The following is a 1,863-nucleotide window of genomic DNA, read 5'->3' on the forward strand; positions in this document are numbered from 1 at the left end:
TGATCTCGACCGCGCGCAGGCAAAGGGCCAGGCCGCGCACCGGATCGTGGCCCGGATGGGCCGGATCGGAGATGACCTCGCCAAGGTTCACGTAGGCCAGAGAGTCGTTCTCCTCCAGTCCGCGCTGAAACATCTCGCCCGCGCGCAGCAGATCCCGGGCGCCACCCACACCGTTGCGCAGCATCAGGCCAAGATCGCCAAAGGCCAGTTCGGCCCCGCGTTCGGCGGCTAGTTCCATCAGCCGGCGGGCCTCGATTTCATCGGAATAGCCCAGATCCCCGTGCCAATACATGACCGCCAGTTCATAGGTCGCATCCGCATCCCCCTGATCGGAGGCCAGTTGATAATAATGGCGCGCCATATCAGGGTCGGCCTCGACCCCGCGCCCGCCTTCATACATCGAGCCCAGGTTGTAATAGCCGGTCGTGCTGCCCTGTTCGGCAGCCTGCATGAAATAGGCCACCGCGCGGTCGTGATCGACGGGAAGGCCGCCTTCGCCATTGTCATAGTAATACCCCAGCCAGTTCGCGCCGTAGGAGCTGCCCCGCTCGGCGGCCTCTTCGTAAAGCGCCACCGCCTGTGGCTGATCGGCCGGCCCGCCCTCGCCTTCCCGCAGCATGTCGGCGAGGTTTTCGAGCGCCCAGAGGGGGCCGTCATTGTCATGGGCCAGCGCATAGAAGCGCCGCGCCTCGGCCTGGTTTTCCTCCACCCCTTCGCCATGGGCATACATCCAGCCCACATTCGCGGTGCCATCCACATAGCCCGCCTCATGGGCCCGGCGGAAATACTCCATCGCGCGACGGGAATCCGGGGTGCCGAAATGGCCTTCGAAATAGGACACGCCAAGGTTGTTGTAGACCCCGGCATAGCCCATCTCCTCGGCGCGCAGCATCAGCGGAATGGCCAGATCGGGGCGCGGGTCCTGCCCGGACCAGCCGTCGAGATAGTGATCGGCCAGATTGTTCAGCGCCTGCGGCAGATCCTGATCGGCGGCGGCCTGATAGTAGCTGACGGCCCGGAACCCGTCGGCGGGAACGCCAAGCCCATTCTCGTAGAGAATGCCCATCATGTTGAGCGCCACCGCATCGCCGGAATTGGCCAGCGGGCGGGAAATTTCCAGCGCCAGCGCGTAGTTGCCCGCGCGATAGGCCTCCACGGCGTCATCGGCCGTTTGCGCGTGAAGAGGTACCGCAAGGCAGAGCAGCGCGGCGACGGACATGGCTTTGAGGTTCATAATGGCTCTCCTTCGTGAATGGGTCAGTAGGTGGTCAGCAATTCCTCGGTCCGGGTCGCGATCGCTTCGATATCGGCCTCGGACAGGGTTTCGGGCAGGGTTCCGCAGCTTTCCTGATACTCGGCGGAGCGGCCGGAATCGGTTTCGCGCGCAATGGCATAGGCGCACCAGGCATAGCCCTCGACCCGGTCGGCCCCGGCATAGTCAGGGTTGAGATAGACCGTCGCCGCGCCCCAGGCCGCGAAGGGATAGTCCATGCTGGCAGCCTGCTGGTAAAGCGCCAGCGCGCCGTCAAAGTCCACCGGCCCGCCAAGCCCGGCCTCATGCATGTAGCCCAGATCGTTGATCTGCCCCGGCAAGCCCAGATCGGCCAGCACCTGCAACAGGCGGCGGGCCTCCGCATGGTCCTGCGCGACGCCGACGCCATCCCAGTACATATAGGCCAGATCGGACAGCGCCTCGATATTCCCGCGCTCATAGGCGAGGTGATAGAGCGTCACCGCCCGGTCGATGTCATCGGGCACAGACGGATCACCGTCGGACAGAAGATAGGCCAGGTTGGCGGGCGCCCAGTCATGGCCCAGGGCCGTGCCTTGCTCATAGGCTTCGGCGGCGCCTGCCGGGTCGGG

At 65.1% G+C, this 1,863-nt stretch carries 2 protein-coding genes; both read right to left on the bottom strand.

Annotation, left to right across the window (positions count from 1 at the left end):
• Positions 1-1,234, bottom strand: a 1,234-nt coding sequence (locus tag BKY26_RS08725; RefSeq protein WP_146632870.1) for an SEL1-like repeat protein, incomplete at its 3' end; no start/stop codon positions are given.
• Between the two features lie 23 nt (positions 1,235-1,257).
• The coding region (locus BKY26_RS08730) for a tetratricopeptide repeat protein (RefSeq protein WP_131541813.1) at positions 1,258-1,863 on the bottom strand (606 nt) is incomplete at its 5' end.

Origin of the sequence: Nioella sediminis (genome assembly GCF_001879695.1) — a bacterium.
Lineage (GTDB): Bacteria > Pseudomonadota > Alphaproteobacteria > Rhodobacterales > Rhodobacteraceae > Nioella > Nioella sediminis.